This is a genomic window from Streptomyces sp. RLA123, assembly GCF_056270165.1.
The window spans coordinates 6702501-6721737 of record NZ_JBWDOR010000003.1 but is presented as its reverse complement, the minus strand read 5'-3'; the positions used below and the strand labels follow the sequence as shown (position 1 = coordinate 6721737).

15 protein-coding genes, 2 rRNA genes and 1 riboswitch are annotated in these 19237 nt (G+C 67.6%); of the genes, 4 read left to right on the top strand and 13 right to left on the bottom strand.

Translation table 11 applies throughout. The features are described from left to right. Nucleotides 1-18: 18 nt before the first annotated feature. The 3 genes from RV983_RS30720 to RV983_RS30710 all read left to right on the top strand — a co-directional run bounded on the left by RV983_RS30720 (nt 19) and on the right by RV983_RS30710 (nt 1614). Entirely contained in the window at nt 19-285 is a 267-nt protein-coding gene (locus RV983_RS30720) for a hypothetical protein (RefSeq protein ID WP_475988954.1), read from the top strand. 242 nt (nt 286-527) lie between these two features. After that, the gene (locus tag RV983_RS30715) at nt 528-1157 is read left to right on the top strand and encodes a hypothetical protein (protein WP_475988953.1); all 630 of its coding nucleotides are present in this window, start codon (nt 528-530) and stop codon (nt 1155-1157) included. A gap of 250 nt (nt 1158-1407) precedes the next feature. Continuing rightward, nucleotides 1408-1614, top strand: coding sequence for a DUF5999 family protein (locus RV983_RS30710; protein ID WP_475988952.1), 207 nt, complete (start codon nt 1408-1410; stop codon nt 1612-1614). A 118-nt stretch (nt 1615-1732) separates the two neighbouring features. Here RV983_RS30710 and gcvP read toward each other — a convergent pair whose 3' ends face one another. Continuing rightward, nucleotides 1733-4627, bottom strand: coding sequence for an aminomethyl-transferring glycine dehydrogenase (gene gcvP / locus RV983_RS30705; RefSeq protein ID WP_475988951.1), 2895 nt, complete (start codon nt 4625-4627; stop codon nt 1733-1735). A 150-nt stretch (nt 4628-4777) separates the two neighbouring features. Further along, nucleotides 4778-4882: riboswitch (glycine riboswitch) on the bottom strand. A 101-nt stretch (nt 4883-4983) separates the two neighbouring features. Between gcvP and RV983_RS30700 the strand changes: the two genes are divergently transcribed. Beyond that, nucleotides 4984-5367, top strand: a complete 384-nt coding sequence (locus tag RV983_RS30700; RefSeq protein WP_475988950.1) for a PRC-barrel domain-containing protein — start codon at nt 4984-4986, stop codon at nt 5365-5367. A 19-nt stretch (nt 5368-5386) separates the two neighbouring features. Here the strand turns inward: RV983_RS30700 and RV983_RS30695 are convergent, their stop codons facing one another. The 12 genes from RV983_RS30695 to RV983_RS30640 form a co-directional block, all read right to left on the bottom strand. Then, entirely contained in the window at nt 5387-6748 is a 1362-nt protein-coding gene (locus tag RV983_RS30695; RefSeq protein WP_475988949.1) for a DNA polymerase IV, read from the bottom strand. Between the two features lie 89 nt (nt 6749-6837). Continuing rightward, nucleotides 6838-7416 (bottom strand): MerR family transcriptional regulator, encoded by a 579-nt coding sequence (locus tag RV983_RS30690; RefSeq protein ID WP_475990511.1) that lies wholly within the window; start codon nt 7414-7416, stop codon nt 6838-6840. Between the two features lie 237 nt (nt 7417-7653). After that, the gene (locus RV983_RS30685) at nt 7654-8127 is read right to left on the bottom strand and encodes a bifunctional nuclease family protein (RefSeq protein WP_475988948.1); all 474 of its coding nucleotides are present in this window, start codon (nt 8125-8127) and stop codon (nt 7654-7656) included. Nucleotides 8128-8216: 89 nt separating this feature from the next. Continuing rightward, nucleotides 8217-8957, bottom strand: coding sequence for a transcriptional regulator FtsR (gene ftsR, locus RV983_RS30680; protein ID WP_475988947.1), 741 nt, complete (start codon nt 8955-8957; stop codon nt 8217-8219). 18 nt (nt 8958-8975) lie between these two features. Further along, a complete protein-coding gene (locus RV983_RS30675) occupies nt 8976-9797 on the bottom strand; it encodes an FHA domain-containing protein (RefSeq protein ID WP_475990510.1) in 822 nt (273 codons plus the stop codon). Between the two features lie 112 nt (nt 9798-9909). Next, a complete protein-coding gene (locus RV983_RS30670; protein WP_475990509.1) occupies nt 9910-10827 on the bottom strand; it encodes a DUF881 domain-containing protein in 918 nt (305 codons plus the stop codon). 148 nt (nt 10828-10975) lie between these two features. After that, the gene (locus tag RV983_RS30665) at nt 10976-11308 is read right to left on the bottom strand and encodes a small basic family protein (RefSeq protein WP_003984969.1); all 333 of its coding nucleotides are present in this window, start codon (nt 11306-11308) and stop codon (nt 10976-10978) included. Further along, nucleotides 11305-12243 carry a DUF881 domain-containing protein gene (locus RV983_RS30660; protein WP_475988946.1) on the bottom strand — a complete coding sequence of 313 codons (939 nt, stop codon included), beginning with the start codon at nt 12241-12243 and terminating at the stop codon, nt 11305-11307. Before RV983_RS30660 ends, RV983_RS30665 begins: the two co-directional genes overlap by 4 nt. Before the next feature lie 94 nt (nt 12244-12337). Beyond that, on the bottom strand, nt 12338-14833 hold the full coding sequence (locus RV983_RS30655; RefSeq protein WP_475988945.1) for a sugar phosphate nucleotidyltransferase: 2496 nt from the start codon (nt 14831-14833) through the stop codon (nt 12338-12340). Nucleotides 14834-14967: 134 nt separating this feature from the next. Next, nucleotides 14968-15576, bottom strand: a complete 609-nt coding sequence (gene clsA, locus RV983_RS30650) for a cardiolipin synthase ClsA (protein ID WP_475988944.1) — start codon at nt 15574-15576, stop codon at nt 14968-14970. A gap of 117 nt (nt 15577-15693) precedes the next feature. Beyond that, nucleotides 15694-15810 (bottom strand): 5S ribosomal RNA (rrf, locus tag RV983_RS30645). Nucleotides 15811-15894: 84 nt separating this feature from the next. Then, nucleotides 15895-19016 (bottom strand): 23S ribosomal RNA (locus RV983_RS30640). Between the last annotated feature and the right edge of the window lie 221 nt (nt 19017-19237).

The window sequence follows — 19237 nt, the reverse complement described above, 5'->3', positions numbered from 1 at the left end:
GTGGGCCGTGATCACATCATGCCCACGGTTGAGATCGATAACGCCCCCTGTGACGCACACGACCCGGTAAGCTGGCCGCAGCACCGTCTTCCGGCACATTCCGATGGCATGGCACATCATTCATTTGCCATCGGCGGCGCCCTCGTGAAAAACGCCGACGAGATTCAGCCATCCGTGTCCACGGAGAATGCGCAGTTCGTCGAGCGGGAGACGGCCAGAATGCGGAACATTCGGCCGTTCAGGGTGACCGGGATCCGCCTTGCGGTTAATATCGCTGACGGCTAGGTGAAACACTGCCCGAACACACCTCGTATATCCTCAGTTCACAGGCAGAGCCTCCGCGATCCGCAGCGCGCCCGCGACGCTCCGGCCACGGGAAAGGGATCCGCATGCCCCCGCTGATTCCGAACGCCGCCACCCACCGGCGCCCCATGTGTTCGGCCTGCCCTGGCCTGCCGTTTCATCGCTGACAGCGCTGTTAGCACCCCATTGAGCATCCCGTGTCTCCCCATGAGAGGCCGCCCACCATGCCGCTGCAGGTAGCTCCAGCCCCCGCACCCGCTCTGCGAAGCGTTCTCGCCGCACTCAGCTCGCCCACCGCCGTCCGCGAGGCCCGCACACCCTCACTGCGTTCCGCGAACAGGCTGCTCGTCGCCGAGAACCCGCTGCCACTGCACGTGCTCGACCCCGTGGCCGCCGGGCCCGACGGACTGCCGAGGGCGCGGCTGACCGGCTGGCGCTTCCACATCCACTCCGGGGAGCGGAACGAGGCGGCGGTCCCGCCGTCGGACGGCCGGGACCGGGTGGTCGCCGCCGGGGAGACCGTCCACACGCCGGACGGATGGGCGTTCTCACACTTCTGCGAAGGGCCTTACCTGGCCTCGACCGAGCGCGCGCTGCTCCAGGCCGACGCCTTGGTCGCGCCCTACCAGCCGCACCTGCTCTCGGTGCCGGGCCTTTACATGCTGACCCTGTGGCTGCACGGTGACACCGGTGCCGACGCCGGAACGGCCCAGCCGGCCGCCACGGACCTGCTGATCCCCCTCGCGCCGGCGCCTCCCGGCATCGCGGCCCACCGCATGCACCGGCTCTCCGATCTGGTGCCCGTGCTCACCCTGCGGCTGGCACCGCCACCCCTGCTCGGCACCATCGCTTGACGGTTCCTCCCGGGGCGATGCTCGAACGCCTCCGTGACCGACCGGTCACGGAGGCGTTGCATTGTCCGGGCAACCGCCCGCCAGAGTGAAAGCGTCACCAACTATCGAGGGCAGCTCGCGCGAAATCCCTGCGGAAAACCGTCAGTAGAGCAACACTGGGACCGACCGACTGAACGGGGGAACGGCCATGACTGAGGTTCCTACCCAATCAAGCCGTATGTCACACCACTCGCAGCGAAAGACATCGTCCATGTGCTCGCACCAGCCGCATTGCCCGTCCGCCGCCAACTCCGACCGGGAGGCCGCGCACATCGTCGCCAGCCACCCCGAGCAGGGCTGGAGTCTGCTGTGCAACGGCGTCCTGCTCTTCGAGGACACCGGTGAACTGCTCCCCGACGGACAGATCATCGCCCCGCACCGCCCGCTCGGCAGCGAGCACGTCGTCACCGCCGCATGACCCGCGGCACCGACGACACACGAACGACGCGACAGACTTGAAAAGGGCCGACCCCGCCGACGAACAGCGGGGCCGACCCTGGTGACTCCCCGGCCCGCTCCCCCGGGCCCGGTCGTGACTACACGTCGTACTCGTCCAGCGGCGGGCAGGAGCAGACCAGGTTGCGGTCGCCGAAGGCGCCGTCGATACGGCGCACCGGCGGCCAGTACTTGTCCGCAGCCGACACGCCCGCCGGGAACACCGCCTCCTCGCGCGTGTAGGAGTGCTTCCACTCCCCACCCAGCGCCGCCGCCGTGTGCGGGGCGTTACGCAGCGGGTTGTCGTCCTTGGGCCATGCTCCCGAGCCGACCCGCTCGATCTCCGCGCGGATGGCGATCATCGTGTCGCAGAAGCGGTCCAGCTCCGCGAGGTTCTCGCTCTCCGTCGGCTCGATCATCAGCGTCCCGGCGACCGGGAACGACATCGTCGGAGCGTGGAAGCCGTAGTCGATCAGGCGCTTGGCGACGTCGTCGACGGTGACGCCCGTCTCCTTGGTCAGTTCGCGCAGATCGATGATGCACTCGTGCGCGACCAGCCCGCCGGGGCCGGTGTAGAGCACCGGGTAGTGCGGCTCCAGACGCTTGGCGATGTAGTTGGCGCCGAGCACCGCGACCTGGGTGGCGCGCTTGAGGCCCTCGCCGCCCATCAGCCGCACGTACGCCCAGGAGATCGGCAGGATGCCGGCCGAGCCCCACGGGGCCGCCGAGATCGGGCCCACGCCGGTCTCCGGACCGGCCGCGGGCTGCAGCGGGTGGTTCGGCAGGTACGGCGCGAGGTGCGCGCGGACCGCGACCGGGCCGACGCCGGGACCGCCGCCGCCGTGCGGGATGCAGAAGGTCTTGTGCAGGTTCAGGTGCGAGACATCGCCGCCGAAGTGACCGGGCTTGGCCAGGCCGACCAGGGCGTTGAGGTTGGCACCGTCGACGTAGACCTGGCCGCCGGCGTCGTGGACCGTCGCGCAGATGTCGGCGATGTGCTCCTCGAAGACACCGTGCGTGGACGGGTAGGTGACCATGAGCACGGCGAGTTCGTCGCGGTACTGCTCGATCTTGGCCCGCAGGTCCTCGACGTCGACCTCGCCGTCGCCGGCGGTCTTGACGACGACGACCTTCATGCCGGCCATCACGGCGCTGGCGGCGTTCGTGCCGTGCGCGGAGGACGGGATGAGGCAGATCGTGCGCTGGGTGTCGCCGTTGGCACGGTGGTACGCGCGGACGGCGAGCAGACCGGCCAGTTCGCCCTGGGAACCGGCGTTGGGCTGAAGGCTGACCTTGTCGTAGCCGGTGACCTCGGCGAGACGCTCCTCCAGCTCACGGATGAGCGTGAGGTAGCCCTCGGCCTGCTCGGCGGGCGCGAAGGGGTGCAGCTGGCCGAACTCGGGCCAGGTGACCGGCTCCATCTCGGTGGTCGCGTTCAGCTTCATCGTGCAGGAACCGAGCGGGATCATGCCGCGGTCCAGCGCGTAGTCGCGGTCGGCGAGGCGGCGCAGGTAGCGCAGCATCGCGGTCTCCGAGCGGTGCTGGTGGAAGACCGGGTGGGTCAGGTAGTCCACGTCGCGCAGCAGCCCCGCGGGCAGCGCGTCCTCGGTGGCTGCGTCCAGCGCCTCGATGTCGGCGTTGTCGCCGGTGACACCGAAGGCGGCCCAGACGGCGGCCAGGTCGGCACGGCCGGTGGTCTCGTCGCAGGCGATGCTCACCAGGTCGGCGTCGACCTTGCGCAGGTTCACACCGGCCTCACGGGCGGCGGACACGACCTCGGCGGCGCGGCCCGGCACGCGGGCGGTGACGGTGTCGAAGAAGGCACCGGTGGTCACCTCGACGCCGCCGGCGCGCAGGCCCCCGGCGAGGACGGCGGCATAGCGGTGGGTGCGGCGGGCGATCTGCGCCAGGCCGTCCGGGCCGTGGTAGACCGCGTACATACCGGCCATCACGGCGAGCAGCACCTGGGCGGTGCAGATGTTGCTGGTGGCCTTCTCGCGACGGATGTGCTGCTCGCGGGTCTGCAGCGCCAGGCGGTAGGCCTTGTCGCCGTCGGCGTCGACGGAGACGCCGACCAGGCGGCCGGGCAGGCTGCGGGCGTGGGCGTCGCGGACCGCCATGTAACCGGCGTGCGGACCGCCGAAGCCCATCGGCACGCCGAAGCGCTGCGTGGTGCCGATCGCGATGTCGGCGCCGAGCTCGCCCGGGGAGGTGAGCAGCGTCAGGGCGAGCAGGTCGGCGGCGACGGTGACGATCGCGCCCAGCCCGTGGGCCTGCTCGATGACGGGCTTCAGGTCGCGCACCGCACCGGAGGCACCCGGGTACTGCAGGAGTATGCCGAAGACACCGCGCTCGGCGATCTCGGCGGGGATGCCGTCGGTGAGGTCGGCGACGACGACCTCGACGCCGGTGGGCTCGGCGCGGGTCTCGATCACGGCGACGGTCTGCGGGAAGGTCTCGGCGTCGATCAGGAAGACGCCCTGCTTGACCTTGCCGACCCGGCGGGCCAGCGCCATCGCCTCGGCGGCCGCGGTGCCCTCGTCGAGCAGCGAGGCGCCGGAGGTCGGCAGACCGGTCAGGTCCGCGACGACCGTCTGGAAGTTGAGGAGGGCCTCGAGGCGGCCCTGGGAGATCTCGGGCTGGTACGGGGTGTACGCCGTGTACCAGGCGGGGTTCTCCATGACATTGCGCAGGATGACCGGCGGCGTGAAGGTGCCGTGGTACCCCAGGCCGATCATCGGCCGCAGCACCTGGTTGCGGTCCGCGAGCGCGCGCAGTTCGGACAGCACCTCGGGCTCGGTGCGGGCGGCCGGGAGGCCGAGGGCCTCGGCGCTCTTGATGGTGTCCGGTACGGCTGCGGCGGTGAGCTCGTCCAGCGAACCGTAGCCGACATGCGCGAGCATCTTCGCCTGCGCGGCGGCATCGGGTCCGATGTGACGCTGCTCGAACGGGATGCCGCGCTCCAGCTCGGCGAGAGGGATGCGGTGGGCGGTCATCTGCGGAGGCCTCCTGGTCTGACGCGACACGGCCTCCCCCTCTGTCATCTGAACCTGAGAGTTTCACCGTCCCGCGCGCGGGACGGCTTTCACCGTCGGTGAGGAACGGGCTGCCACGGACGGGCGTCCCTTCCTGCTTTCCAGAGTGACCTCACCCATGCGGTACGGATGCCTGAGAGATTCCGGGGAGGGTTTGCTCCTTCGGCGCCCGGCGGCCGGTGCTGAGCACCGCCAGGGCTCTCCCGCATGGGGTCGCCAGCCGATGCCAGCCTACCAGCGGGGTTCGTTGAACGGTCATGTGACAGCGGACACCTTTCGTGCCTAAATGGGAGTAATCGCGACCAGTTGGAGGGACCGTGCAGACCGGTATCGATCCGCGGAGCCTGATCGGGCGCAGGGCCTTCGACCGCAACGGAATGAAGATCGGAACCGTCGACGAGGTGTACCTCGACGACGCCACCGGCGAGCCCGAGTGGGCCGCGGTGCGCACCGGCCTGTTCAGTCGCGACGCCTTCGTTCCGCTGGAACCGAGCGAGTTCGGCGAGGACGGGCTGCGCGTCCCCTTCGACAAGTCACTGATCAAGGACGCCCCGGACTTCGGGGTGGGCCGGCATCTCTCCCCGGAGCAGGAGCTGCAGCTCTACCACCACTACGGGATGAACGGCCCCAGCGCCGTCACCGGGCCGGACGACGAGCCGCCGCCCGACCGGGACTTCGGCAAACTGGCCGGCGACGGCTGACCGTCCGCTTCCGCCTCCCTCACCCGCCCGCGGACAACACCAGCGGCAGCGGCTCGGACGGCTCCAGATCGGGGTCGGCCACCGCGAAGGTCCGCACCCTCCCCGGCAATGCCGAATGGGGCTCCTCGAAACGCACGGTGACCCGGCCCACGCCGCTGCCCTGCACCCAGCCTGCGCCGTACTCGGCGTGCCGGACGTCCTGACCCGGCGTCCAGCGCCGTTCCGCGGCGGTCGGCGTCCCCGCGGCGGCGGTGGGCTGATCCGCCCCCGCGTCCGCCCCGGCGGCGCCTTCCTCGTCGGGGGCCTCCTCCTCACGCTCGGCCGCCTGGGCGAAGAGGTCCTCCTGTGTGAAATCCGCCAGCCCCGCCACGCCGACGCCGAGCAGCCGGACGCCGCCCGAGAGGTCGACGGCCTCCAGCAGCCGCTCCGCCGTCTCCCGAACCACCGTGGGGTCGTCGGTCGGGGCGCGCAGCGTCTCGGACCGGGTGAGCGTCGTGAAGTCGTACCGGCGCACCTTCAGCACGACGGTGCGGCCGGAGCGCCCTGCCTCGCGCAGCCTCCGTACGCAGCGGTCGGCGATCCGGTCCACCTCCAGCCGGATCCGGACGCGGTCGGTGAGGTCCACGTCGAAGGTGTCCTCGACCGAGATCGACTTGTGCTCGCGGTCGGGGACCACGGGCCGTTCGTCCACCCCCAGGGCCATGCCGTGCACATGCGCGCCGTGCGCCCTGCCCAGCAGGCGCACGAGCTCGGCCTCCCCCGCCTCCACGACGTCCCCGACCGTGGTGATGCCGCCCCTGCGCAGGTGCTCGGCCGTGGCGGGTCCCACCCCCGGCAGTGTGCGCACCGGCATGGGCGCCAGCAGTTCGCGCTCGGTGCCCGGCTGGATGACGACCATGCCGTCCGGCTTGGCCTGCTCCGAGGCGATCTTGGCGAGCAGCTTCGACCCGGCGAGCCCGACCGAGCCCGCGAGCCCCGTGGCCGCCCTGATGTCGGCCCGCAGCCGCTCCCCCACCCGCAGTGGCTCGTCAGCGATGCCGCCGGCCTCCAGGTCCACGAACGCCTCGTCCAGGCTCAGCGGCTCCACCAGCGGCGACAGCCGGGCCAGGATCTCCATGACGACGTCGCTCACCTGCCGGTACACCCCGAAGCGCGGCACGAGGTACGCCGCGTTCGGGCAGAGCCGGCGGGCGTACGCCATCGCCATCGCCGAATGGACGCCGTGCACACGGGCCTCGTACGACGCGGTCGCCACCACGCCCCGCGGGCCCAGCCCCCCGACGATGACCGGCTTCCCCCGCAGACTCGGCTTCGCGGCCTGCTCGACGGCAGCGAAGAACGCGTCCATGTCCAGATGGAGGATGGTCGGCGCGCTTCTCACGTCACCGATGGTGCCCTATGGCACCGACACCCGCCGTACGCCCGTACGGCAGCCGGTTGGTGCGACGGTCCGGCCCGGCGGTCCGCAGGTCAGACCGCGCGATGGCGGCGGCGGGCGAGTTCGTCGCCGGGGTTGCGGCCCACCAGCGTCTCGCCGGTGTCGACCCGCTCGCCGTGCAGCTGCGACAGCCCGCTCTCCACATCCCGCCACACGACGCCCACCGCGATCCCGAAGATGCCCTGGCCGCCCTGGAGCAGGTCCACGACCTCGTCGGGCGACGTGCACTCGTAGACGGTCGCGCCGTCGCTCATCAGGGTCATCCGGGCCAGCTCGGCGGGGCTGGTGGAGCGCAGGTGCTGCACCGCGGTGCGGATGTTCTGCAGCGCCACCCCCGTGTCGAGCAGCCGCTTGACGATCTTGAGGACGACGACGTCCTTGAAGCTGTACAGCCGCTGGGTGCCCGAACCGTAGGCCGGCCGGATGCTGGGCTCCACGAGTCCCGTACGGGCCCAGTAGTCCAGTTGGCGGTAGGTGATCCCGGTCGCCGCGCAGGCCGTGGGCCCGCGGTAGCCGACACTCTCGCCCGACCCTTCCGGCTCCCGACCGGAGACCTCGCCCGTGCCCCCGCCGGAGGCCACGGCCGCGTTGCGGGCCAGGGCCGCGCGCATCGGGTACGGGCCGCCAGCGGCCATACCGTCGCCGGTGCTTCTCACGCCGACCTCCCGTCCCTTCGCACCCCTGAGGGCACGCGCACGTGCCATCGGGACTTTCCATCTCGACGGTAGGCAGTCACTCCGGGTGCGTCAACGATCGCCACGCTCGGCACGCCGAGTGATATCAACCCCTGGAGTGGTTTCGCGTATCCGCTCAGGGGGTACGGCTCGTCGAATGGCCGGCGCCGGACCTCACTGGCTGCTGGATCCGAAGTCCTCGGGCGAGATCTGATCGAGGAATTCGCGGAACTTCTCGACCTCGTCCTCCTGCTCGTCGGGGATGGCGATGCCGGCATCGTCCAGCACACCGTCGCTCCCGTAGATGGGGGTTCCGGTCCGCAGTGCGAGCGCTATGGCATCGGAGGGACGGGCGCTCACCTCCACGCCGCTGGCGAACACCAGCTCGGCGTAGAAGACGCCCTCGCGCAGGTCGGTGATCCGGACCTCGGTCAGCGTCTGGCCGACGGCCTCGAGCACGTCCTTGAAAAGATCATGGGTCAGCGGCCGCGCAGGCGTCATGCCCTGCTGCGCGAAAGCGATGGCGGTGGCCTCCCCCGGCCCGATCCAGATGGGCAGGTAGCGGTCGCCTCCCACTTCCCGCAGGAGCACAATCGGCTGGTTGGAGGGCATTTCGACCCGGACACCCACGACGTCGAGCTCGTTCACACAGCAACCCTAGGACGTGCCCGGCAGGTTTGGGTAGTCGGGACGGGCCCGGCCGGTCACCGGCCGGGCCGAGTCCCGGTCACTCAGCGTCAGAAGAGCCGGATCCTGAGAGCCGACTGGACCAGCGCGGCGTGCAGGCGCACCGACAGGGCCGCCAGCTCCTTGGCGGTGGCCTCGGCGTGCGTCCTGGTCTGCGGATTGCGGTGCAGCCGCAGCGGGGCGACGACCTGCTCCACCAGGCCCGCCTCGCGTTCGGCGGCGGCCTTCACAGCGCGTAGATGGCGCGGCTCCAGGCCGAATCGTCCCAGATCCGCGACGAGCTTGGCGATGTTCACCGTTTCGGCGTCGTAGTCGCCGTCAGCACCGGCCTCCACCAGCCCGTACGCCTCCCACTGCACCAGCTCGGCCTCGTCGGCGCCCGTGGCGGCCATCAGCTCGTCCCGGCCGATCCGCAGACCCCGGCCCACGTCCGGCTCCATGGCACCGGTCTCCAGCAGCTCCCGGGGCTCCGCGGGGGCGGGCAGCGGCAGCGGCTCGCCCCGGTCCAGGGCGTCCAGGTGCTCACGGATCACTTTCAGCGGAAGATAGTGGTCCCGCTGCATCCGCAGTACGTGACCGAGCCGCTCGACGTCCCTGACCGAGAACTTCCGGTAGCCGGACGGGGTGCGGTGCGGTTCCACCAGCCCCTCCGCCTCGAGGAAGCGGATCTTGGAGATGGTGACCTCGGGAAACTCCTCACGCAAGTCGTTCAGCACCGCTCCGATGCTCAGCGGTCGGTCGTCCGCGGTGGCGGTGCCGTTGCCGGCACCGCCCGACGGTGTACGAAGCATGAACCTTCCCTCGCGGGGTCAGGCGCCCCACTGGCTCGCGTAGAAGACCAGCCGGTACTTGCCGATCTGAACCTCGTCACCACTGGCCAGGGTCACCGAGTCGATGCGCTCCCGGTTGACGTAGGTGCCGTTGAGGCTGCCGACGTCGGAGACCGTGAAGCTGCCGTCCTGGCCGCGCCGGAACTCGACGTGGCGGCGGGAGACGGTGACGTCGTCCAGGAAGATGTCACCTTCCGGGTGGCGCCCGGCCGTCGTCAGCTCACCGTCCAGCAGGAAGCGGCTGCCCGAGTTGGGCCCACGACGCACGACCAGCAGCGCCGACCCCGGGGGCAGCGCGTCGACCGCCGCCTGGGCCTCCGGGGACAGCGCGGGAAGCACGGTCTGCCCGGTGACCTCGGCCTCGTAGGCCTCCAGGCCGGAGATCGAGATCGTGGACGTGGTCTCGGAGGGACGTTCCGACGGCACTCCGGCACGCAGCGGCGCACCACAGTTGGAGCAGAAACGGCTCGCTTCCGCGTTCTGGAAACCGCACCGCGTACAGACCGGCAAGGACCCTCCACCCGTGCTGGAGCCTGATGGTTGCTCGAAACCTATGCGCCCCGATGCGGCAGGGTCAACAGAAACCGCACCATGACCGCCCGAAATGTCGCCACCTGGAGCAGCGCCCTGATCCCGGAACAGCGGGCGATCCTCGCCCATGGACTCATCTTGCGCGTGCCGGGGCGCCCGGTGACGTGCCGTAGGGCTGTCACCGGCCGGACGCGCACTCTTGCCGAACCACTTACCGAACAACTTCACGGGCGATTCCCCTTGAACGACACAGACCCGCCCGTGGGGCAGGACGAACCCTCAGTCACGACCAACACACAGTTTCCCTCACGCACCACCCCAACGGTGCGGCGACCCCCCGCATTCTCCTGCCCTCCCCCGTACACCCACACTCGTACCGGACTCACCGGGATGACGACTGAGCGTAGTCAGGCTGCTCCGGCGGCCGCAAGGCATCCACGACGATCTTCTGCGAACGCGTCACATCGACCGTGGCCTGCTCCTTCTCCAAAGTCTGTACCACGCCTCCCGGGATGTTCAGGGCGGGTTCGAGATCCTGTGGATTACCGATGACCTTGAAGCGGTACGGCTGGGCGACCTTGTGGCCGTCGATCTCCACGGCGCCGTCGGCACCCTGTGTGAAGTACGTGTCGGCGACCACCCGGATGTCGTTGATCTGGATCGCCTCGGCCCCGGCGGCGCGGAGTTCCTGCAGCGTGTCCAGCAGCATGTCGGACTCGACCCCGCCCTTGGTGTCGGTGATCGTCAGCGTGATGCCCGGGCCCTGCGCCGCGACCGTGCCTGCCAGCACGCCGAGTTGGGCGGCCTTCTGCTCGGTCTGCTTCCGGGCCTCCTCGGCCTGGTCGGAGCTGTTCTCCAGCTCCCGGCGCTGGTCCTCCAGCCGCTGCTTCTCGTCCTCGAGACGCTGCGTGCGGTTGTCGAGCTCGTCGAGGATCCGCACGAGGTCCTCCTGGCGGGCACCGCGCAACGCGCTGGTGTCGCTGGTCGAACTGACCTGGATCGCCAGGCCCAGTCCGAGCACGAACAGCAGCAGCGCGACGATGAGCTGAGCACGGCTGGCCCGCGGCGGCCAGAGACCGGCCTTGAGCCGCTGACGGCCGGTCGACACAGCGGTGGACGGCGCGGGCGCCTGCTCGTGAGGTTCCCGCGGCCCGGGGCCGGAATCGGAAGCGGAGCCGGGCAGTGCCGCCGACGCGGGCGGGACCACGGGGGACGGCTCCGACTCCCGGGCGGGCGGCGCCGCTTCGGGCTCCCCGGGGCCGTCATCCGGCACGGCCGCGGACGGCTGCTCCGGGGACACCGGCCGGGCGGGCCGCTCCGGCGTGCCGTCGGGCGCTCCTCCGGGCAGGCCCGACTCCGGCCCGGGCACCGGCTCCTGCGGTCCCCGGCCGTGCTCGTCGCGCCGGCCGTGCTCGTCGTGCCGGTCGTGCTCGTCCGTCATCGTGCTGTCACGCCCGGAAGACATGGCGGCGGATGGCCGCCGCGTTGGAGAAGATGCGGATACCGAGGACGACCACCACACCTGTGGAGAGCTGAGCCCCGACCCCCAGCTTGTCACCGAGGAACACGATCAGGGCCGCCACCACGACGTTGGACAGGAAGGAAACCACGAAGACCTTGTCGTCGAAGATCCCGTCGAGCATGGCGCGCAGGCCGCCGAAGACGGCGTCGAGCGCGGCCACCACGGCGATGGGCAGGTAGGGCTCGACCACCGTCGGCACCACGGGACGGACCACCAGGCCCACCACGACTCCGACGATCAGGCCCAGTACGGCGATCAATTCGTGCCCTTCCCAGTTCCGTTTGCGTCCGGCGAACCGGCCGAGGGGACCGGCGTCGCATAGCGGATGATCAGACTCGGCGCCGCCGGCAGACTCAGCTTCTCCTCCTGGGAGATGCTCACGCGGATCCCGTAGTTCTCGTGCAGGACGTGCAGGTACTGTCCGTCCGCACTGTCCTGGAAAGACGTGTTGAGGTGCTGCGGGTTCCCGATCGCCGAAATCGTGTAGGGCGGCACCAGGGGCCTGTTGTCCACCAGTATGGCGTCTCCGGCGGCACGGATCGCCGACAGGGCGGTGAGGCGCTGCCCGTTGACGGAGATCGCCTCCGCTCCGGAGGCCCACAGTCCGTTGACGACCCGCTGCATGTCGCGGTCGCGGACCCGACCCGTGTCCGAGAAGCCACTGGTGGTCCGCGGATTGCCGCCGCCCCCCGAAGACGCCTCCTTGGCGTCGTCGACCTCCACGTTGATGCCGGGCCCGGTCACCGCAGTGGCGCCCGCCAGCAACGCCACCTGCTCGGCGCCGCCGCCCTGTTCCTTGAGCGCCTGGCGCTGCCTCGCCGCCACGTCGTCGCGCAGAGTGTCCACGCTGCCCTGCAGTTCGTCGGCGGCGGCCGTCTCCGACTGGATGCGGTCGATGAGCTTCTGCCGCTCCTTGGCCAGCGTCGGCGCCGCGACCCGTGTCTGCGCGGCTCCCACCGTGACCACGACGGCCGCGAGCACCAGCCCGAGCGCGAGCACCAGTTTGCCCCGCAGGGACCCCGGCAGCCGGGAGCGGCCGGTCTCGCCCCTGCGTGCCGCGGCCTCGGCATATCCGTCGTCGAGGCTGTGCTCCATGACGTTGGTCAGCAGCGACATGGACGCGTCGGGGCGCCGGTTCACCGCCCTGTCACTGGGGCTGCTCCGATCGGGGTGCTGCTGCGGCATGCCGCACATCGTCGCACGTCGCCGCGTCCTACCTCGAACGGGCTCTTCCCGGCGCGCCGTTGCGCGCGCCGGGAAGAGCCCGTGAGCCGTACGCGGAGTGTGATCAGCGGCCGGCGCTGTCCACGATCGCGGCCCATTCGTCGAGCAGGGACTGCGCGGACGCGTCGTCCGGGCCCTCCGCCCACACATGGGTGACCGCCTCGGCCGGGTCGGGCAGCACCATCACCCAGCGTCCGTCGGGCTCGACCACGCGCACCCCGTCCGTGGTGTCGACGAAGCGGTCCCCCGCCTCCTCAACGACACGGCGCATGACCATGCCCTTGACCGCCCACGGCGTCGCCAAGTCCCGCTTGAGGACGTGGGCGCGCGGGATGCGGGCGTCGATCTGGCTCAGAGTGAGCTGAGTGCGGGCCACCAGGCCGATCAGCCGCACGAACGCGGCGGAGGCGTCGAAGACACTGCTGAACTCGGGCACGATGAAGCCGCCCCTGCCGTCGCCGCCGAAGATCGTCGACTCCTGGCGGCAGACCCGGGTCAGGTCGTCGGGCGACGTCGTCGTCCACTCCACCTGCGTGCCGTGGTAGGCCGCCACCTGCTCGGCGATACGCGTCGTGGTCACCGGCAGCGCCACCCGGCCGCTGCGGCGCTCCGCGGCGACCAGATCGAGCATGACCAGCAGTGCGCGGTCGTCCTCGATGATCTTGCCGCGCTCGTCCACCAGCGACAGCCGCTCGCCGACCGGGTCGAACCGCACGCCGAACGCCGCTCGCGAGGAGGCCACGATCTCCCCGAGCCGCACCAGGCCCGCCCTGCGACCGTCGGAGGTCTCGGTGGGCCGTGCCTCGTTCAGGCCGGGGTTGATGGTGAGGGAGTCCACGCCGAGCCGGCCGAGCAGGCTCGGCAGAACCAGGCCCGCACTGCCGTTCGCGGCGTCCACGACCACCTTCAGGCCCGCCTCGGCGATCCCGGAGGTGTCCACGGCCCGCAGCAGCGCACCGGTGTAGGAGTCGAAGACGCTCGAGGGGAAGTTCAGGTCACCGATCTCGCCCGGGAACGCACGGCGGTACTCCTGACGCGCGAAGACCCGGTCCAGCTTCCGCTGACCGGCGGCCGACAGGTCCGCGCCCCGCTCGTCGAAGAACATGATGTCGACCGAGTCCGGGATCCCCGGGCTGGTACGGATCATGATGCCGCCGGCGCTGCCCCGCGCGGTCTGCTGCCGGGCCACGGGCATCGGCACGTTCTCCAGGTCCCGCACGTCTATGGCGCTGGCCTGCAGTGCCGAGATCATCGCCCGCTTGAGCGCGCGGGCACCGCGGGAGTGGTCACGGGCCGTGGTGACGGTCGAGCCCTTCTTGAGCGTCGTCGCGTACGCGCCCGCCAGCCGAACGGCGAGCTCGGGGGTGATCTCGACGTTCAGAATGCCGGAGACACCGCGCGCGCCGAAGAGATTGGCCTGCCCACGGGACTCCCAGATGACCGAGGTGTTGACGAACGCGCCGGCCTCGATCGTCTTGAAGGGGTAGACACGGACATTGCCCGCGATGATCGACTCCTCGCCGATCAGGCACTCGTCGCCGATGACCGCGCCGTCGTCGATCCGCGCCGCTCGCATGACATCGGTGTTCTTGCCGATGACGCAGCCCCGCAGATTCGTCTGCGGTCCGATGTACACGTTGTCGTGCACAACGGCCTTGTGCAGGAAGGAACCGGACTTGACGACCACATTGGAGCCGACCACGGAGTGCTCGCGGATCTCGGCGCCGGCTTCGACCTTCGCGTAGTCGCCGATGAACAGCGGCCCGCGCAGCACCGCGTCCGGGTGGACCTCGGCGCCTTCGGCGACCCACACTCCGGGCGAGATCTCGAAGCCCTCCAGGTCGACATCGACCTTGCCCTCGAGTACATCGGCCTGCGCCTTGATGTAGCTCTCGTGCGTGCCGACGTCCTCCCAGTAGCCCTCGGCGATGTAGCCGTAGACCGGCTTCCCTTCCTTCATCAACTGCGGGAAGACATCGCCGGACCAGTCGACGGAGACATCGGCCTCGACGTAGTCGAAGACCTCCGGCTCCATGACGTAGATGCCGGTGTTCACCGTGTCCGAGAAGACCTGGCCCCAGGTCGGCTTCTCGAGGAAGCGCTCGACCTTCCCTTCCTCGTCGACGATGGTGATGCCGAATTCCAGGGGATTGGGCACCCGCGTCAGACAGACCGTGACGAGCGCACCCTTTTCCTTGTGGAAATTGATGAGCTCGGTCAGGTCGAAGTCGGTCAGTGCGTCACCTGAGATCACCAGGAACGAATCGTCCCTGAGGGCGTCCTCGGCGTTTTTGACGCTGCCGGCGGTGCCGAGTGGCTTTTCCTCGTTCGCGTAGGTGAGCTCCATGCCGAGCTCTTCGCCGTCGCCGAAGTAGTTCTTGACGAGTGAGGCGAGGAACTGCACGGTCACCACGGTCTCGGTCAGACCATGCCGCTTGAGCAGCTTGAGCACATGTTGCATGATCGGCTGATTCACGACCGGCAGCAGCGGCTTGGGCATGCTCGAGGTCATCGGGCGAAGGCGTGTGCCCTCGCCGCCGGCCATCACGACGGCCTTCATGTCGGAAGCGTCCTCCTTGGCGAGACGACTGGCTTGCCGACCTCACCCGCGCTTCGGACCTCCGAGGTCCGGCGGACCACCTGGTCACACGTCGGGTACCCGACGGGAGGCCAGTCCTGCCGGGGATCGCGGGCTCAATCGGCCGTGGCGTCCGCTCTCACGAGTCGGCGGACCTGGACCACGTACAAGATTCCTGCCCACCAGTAGAGGGTTGTACCCCATCCGGCGAACGCCCATCCGAAAATAGCAGCGAGCGTGTTCAGCCACCCGTCACCGTCGCTGAGCAGCAAGAGCGGGAAGGCGTACATGAGGTTGAAGGTCGCGGCCTTGCCCATGAAGTTGACCTGCGGCGGACCCCAGCCGCGCTTCCTCATGACCAGGATCATCACCCCGAGGACGACGTCCCGGGCCACCAGGATGGCCGTCAGCCACCAGGGGAGGATGCCGCGCCACGTCAGGCCGACGAGCGTCGACACGATGTACAGCCGGTCCGCGGCCGGGTCCAGCACCCTGCCGAGGTTGCTGATCTGGTTCCAGCGGCGCGCGAGCTTGCCGTCGAGGTAGTCGCTGATGCCGCTGAGAGCGAGGATGAGGAGAGCCCAGCCGTCGGCCTTCGGGCCGCCGAACTCCGGCCACAGGATCAGCCACAGGAAAACCGGCACGCCGGCCAGCCGTGCCATGCTCAGGATGTTGGGGATCGTCAAGACCCGATCCGTCTGCACCCGTGTCTCCTGGACCTCCACCGGGGGCCCCTCCTGTTTGTACGTACGCTCCGATGATTCCACCCGACCCTACCCCAGGGCATAAAAAAGCCTGTCCCCGGGGATCGTGATCGATCTCCGGGGACAGGCTGAAGAATTGTTCGGCGGCGTCCTACTCTCCCACAGGGTCCCCCCTGCAGTACCATCGGCGCTGAAAGGCTTAGCTTCCGGGTTCGAAATGTAACCGGGCGTTTCCCTAACGCTATGACCACCGAAACACTATGAAACTGTCGAACCGGCACCGGCACAAAAAAGCCGGGGTTCGTTGTTTCAGAACTACACAGTGGACGCGAGCAACCTACGGACAAGCCCTCGGCTTATTAGTACCGGTCAGCTCCACCCATTACTGGGCTTCCACATCCGGCCTATCAACCCAGTCGTCTACTGGGAGCCTTAACCCCTCAAGGGGGTGGGAGTCCTCATCTCGAAGCAGGCTTCCCGCTTAGATGCTTTCAGCGGTTATCCCTCCCGAACGTAGCCAACCAGCCATGCCCTTGGCAGGACAACTGGCACACCAGAGGTTCGTCCGTCCCGGTCCTCTCGTACTAGGGACAGCCCTTCTCAAGACTCCTACGCGCACAGCGGATAGGGACCGAACTGTCTCACGACGTTCTAAACCCAGCTCGCGTACCGCTTTAATGGGCGAACAGCCCAACCCTTGGGACCGACTCCAGCCCCAGGATGCGACGAGCCGACATCGAGGTGCCAAACCATCCCGTCGATATGGACTCTTGGGGAAGATCAGCCTGTTATCCCCGGGGTACCTTTTATCCGTTGAGCGACGGCGCTTCCACAAGCCACCGCCGGATCACTAGTCCCTACTTTCGTACCTGCTCGACCCGTCAGTCTCACAGTCAAGCTCCCTTGTGCACTTACACTCAACACCTGATTGCCAACCAGGCTGAGGGAACCTTTGGGCGCCTCCGTTACACTTTAGGAGGCAACCGCCCCAGTTAAACTACCCACCAGACACTGTCCCTGATCCGGATCACGGACCGAGGTTAGACATCCAGCACGACCAGAGTGGTATTTCAACGTTGACTCCCCCAAGCTGGCGCTTGGAGTTCACAGTCTCCCACCTATCCTACACAAGCCGAACCGAACACCAATATCAAGCTATAGTAAAGGTCCCGGGGTCTTTCCGTCCTGCTGCGCGAAACGAGCATCTTTACTCGTAGTGCAATTTCACCGGGCCTGTGGTTGAGACAGTCGAGAAGTCGTTACGCCATTCGTGCAGGTCGGAACTTACCCGACAAGGAATTTCGCTACCTTAGGATGGTTATAGTTACCACCGCCGTTTACTGGCGCTTAAGTTCTCAGCTTCGCCCCGACGAATCAGAGCTAACCGGTCCCCTTAACGTTCCAGCACCGGGCAGGCGTCAGTCCGTATACATCGCCTTACGGCTTCGCACGGACCTGTGTTTTTAGTAAACAGTCGCTTCTCGCTGGTCTCTGCGGCCACCACCAGCTCGGGAAGCAAGTCCCCTCACCAGCAATGGCCCCCCTTCTCCCGAAGTTACGGGGGCATTTTGCCGAGTTCCTTAACCACAGTTCACCCGAACGCCTCGGTATTCTCTACCTGACCACCTGAGTCGGTTTAGGGTACGGGCCGCCATGAAACTCGCTAGAGGCTTTTCTCGACAGCATAGGATCATCCACTTCACCACAATCGGCTCGGCATCAGGTCTCAGCCTTAATGAGTGGCGGATTTGCCTACCACTCGGCCTACACCCTTACCCCGGGACAACCACCGCCCGGGCTGGACTACCTTCCTGCGTCACCCCATCGCTCACCTACTACCACCTTGGGTCACCGGCTCCACCACTCCGACATCATCCGAAGATTCAGCCGGCGGCTTCACGGGCTTAGCATCAGAGGGTTCGACGTTGGCGCTTCAAAGCGGGTACCGGAATATCAACCGGTTGTCCATCGACTACGCCTGTCGGCCTCGCCTTAGGTCCCGACTTACCCTGGGCAGATCAGCTTGACCCAGGAACCCTTAGTCAATCGGCGCAAGAGTTTCCCACTCTTGTATCGCTACTCATGCCTGCATTCTCACTCGTGAACCGTCCACGACTCCCTTACAGGGCCGCTTCACCCGGCACACGACGCTCCCCTACCCATCACAGCCTCCGTTGGGAGTATTGCTGCAATGACACGACTTCGGCGGTACGCTTGAGCCCCGCTACATTGTCGGCGCGGAATCACTTGACCAGTGAGCTATTACGCACTCTTTCAAGGGTGGCTGCTTCTAAGCCAACCTCCTGGTTGTCTGTGCGACTCCACATCCTTTCCCACTTAGCGTACGCTTAGGGGCCTTAGTCGATGCTCTGGGCTGTTTCCCTCTCGACCACGGAGCTTATCCCCCGCAGTCTCACTGCCGCGCTCTCACTTACCGGCATTCGGAGTTTGGCTAAGGTCAGTAACCCGGTAGGGCCCATCGCCTATCCAGTGCTCTACCTCCGGCAAGAAACACGCGACGCTGCACCTAAATGCATTTCGGGGAGAACCAGCTATCACGGAGTTTGATTGGCCTTTCACCCCTAACCACAGGTCATCCCCCAGGTTTTCAACCCTGGTGGGTTCGGTCCTCCACGCGGTCTTACCCACGCTTCAACCTGCCCATGGCTAGATCACTCCGCTTCGGGTCTTGGGCGTGCGACTAAAGTCGCCCTATTCGGACTCGCTTTCGCTACGGCTACCCCACACGGGTTAACCTCGCCACACACCGCAAACTCGCAGGCTCATTCTTCAAAAGGCACGCAGTCACGACATACAAGCAAGCTTGCATGCGACGCTCCCACGGCTTGTAGGCACACGGTTTCAGGTACTATTTCACTCCGCTCCCGCGGTACTTTTCACCATTCCCTCACGGTACTATCCGCTATCGGTCACCAGGGAATATTTAGGCTTAGCGGGTGGTCCCGCCAGATTCACACGGGATTTCTCGGGCCCCGTGCTACTTGGGAGTTGTACAAGCAAGCCGTTGATGTTTCAGCTACGGGGGTCTTACCCTCTACGCCGGACCTTTCGCATGTCCTTCGCCTACATCAACGGTTTCTGACTCGCCCAGCCGCCGGCAGACGACTGAAGTACAATCCCACAACCCCGCATGCGCAACCCCTGCCGGGTATCACACACATACGGTTTGGCCTCATCCGGTTTCGCTCGCCACTACTCCCGGAATCACGGTTGTTTTCTCTTCCTGCGGGTACTGAGATGTTTCACTTCCCCGCGTTCCCTCCACATACCCTATGTGTTCAGGTATGGGTGACAGCCCATGACGACTGCCGGGTTTCCCCATTCGGACACCCCCGGATCAAAGCTTGGTTGACAGCTCCCCGGGGCCTATCGTGGCCTCCCACGTCCTTCATCGGTTCCTGGTGCCAAGGCATCCACCGTGCGCCCTTAAAAACTTGGCCATAGATGCTCGCGTCCACTATGCAGTTCTCAAACAACGACCCGTCACCCAGATCCCCCCACCAACGCGAGGCTCTCCGAGTCCGGTCCACAACCGAGAACACTTCCGTGCCCTCAGGACCCAACAGCGCGCCCGACCCGGCCCCATCAGATTCACATTCCACGCCGAAGCAGTACTAGTGAACCCTCAAGACCGTGCCGAATAGTCAACGTTCCACCCATG